This window comes from Paenibacillus sp. CECT 9249, from assembly GCF_918697855.1.
Classification (GTDB): domain Bacteria; phylum Bacillota; class Bacilli; order Paenibacillales; family Paenibacillaceae; genus MSJ-34.
The window spans coordinates 1-1,281 of record NZ_CAKKLI010000107.1 but is presented as its reverse complement, the minus strand read 5'-3'; the positions used below and the strand labels follow the sequence as shown (position 1 = coordinate 1,281).

Genomic DNA, 1,281 nt, shown 5'->3' with positions numbered 1-1,281 from the left:
GAGGGGATTTTGTTATGGCTCAATACCAGATTAACCTAGATTCCAAACTTTTGCATCAGTTGTTTTTAGGGAATTCTCAAGATTCGGGGGTATCAGCATTGTTAGAATCCGTACTAAATCAGGTGCTGAAGGCTCAAGCGTCTGAACAACTGGCAGCTGAGAAGTATGAGAGAACGGAAGAACGGCTCGGTTATCGGAATGGGACGTATCCGCATACCTTAACAACCCGTGTAGGCAGCATAACGCTTCAGGTACCCCGTTTTAGGGACGGCAAGTTTTCAACCGAACTCTTTTCTCGCTACCAACGAAGTGAACAAGCTTTAGTTCTCGCGCTGATGGAGATGGTTATTAACGGTGTGTCGACTCGTAAGGTGACGCTCGTTACGGAAGAACTGTGTGGCACGGAGTTCTCGAAATCGACTGTAAGCGACCTCTGTAAGAAACTCGACCCTATCGTCACCGCTTGGAATAATCGTCCCTTAACAGATGACTATCCGTTTGTTATCGTAGATGCACTATATATCAAGGTGCGCGAGGACGGGCGTGTACGTTCGCGAGGCGTAATGATTGCCAACGGCATTAATCTAGAAGGAAAACGAGAGATGCTTGGCATGATGATCGGCGATACGGAGTCGGAGGCCAGCTGGGGTGAATTCTTTTCTCACCTCAAACAGCGTGGACTGCGAGGCGTCGAAGTCATTACCAGTGACCATCACGGCGGGCTCGTACGAGCGGTTCGACAGCACATGCAAGGAGTGACATGGCAACGATGCCAAACTCACTTTATGCGAAACATTCTTGATGCTGCACCAAAAGTCCTGAAAAACGAAATGAAGGCCCATATTCGCTCCATTTTAGATGCTGCCGATGTACAAACTGCACGAACTCTGCTAGAGCAAACGGTCCATACCTTTCAAGAGAAAGCTCCGAAAGCAATGGACATTCTAGAAGCTGGATTTGACGATGCTACAGCTGTTCTCATGCTCCCTGCGGCGTATCGGAAGCGCACGCGCACCACGAATGCAGTAGAACGTTTAAACAGTGAGATCCGCCGCAGAGAACGTGTGATTCGTATCTTTCCTAACCGTGAGTCCGCTCTCCGACTTCTTGGAGCATTGTTAATGGAGCAGGACGAGAAATGGTCTACAAGCAGGAAATATTTCGATATGGCAGAGTTCCTCGAATGGCGCAAGACCAGGAAAAAAGGTGATTCAAAAGTAGTTCGGATTGGCTAGCACAATCTCAACGAGGATCATTTTACACACAATAATGGACTTGACC

At 48.1% G+C, this 1,281-nt stretch carries 1 protein-coding gene; it reads left to right on the top strand.

From position 1 onward, the window contains the following. The first annotated feature begins 14 nt into the window (after window positions 1–14). A complete protein-coding gene (locus LQ229_RS26915) occupies window positions 15–1,235 on the top strand; it encodes an IS256 family transposase (protein WP_216541466.1) in 1,221 nt (406 codons plus the stop codon). Window positions 1,236–1,281: the final 46 nt, after the last annotated feature.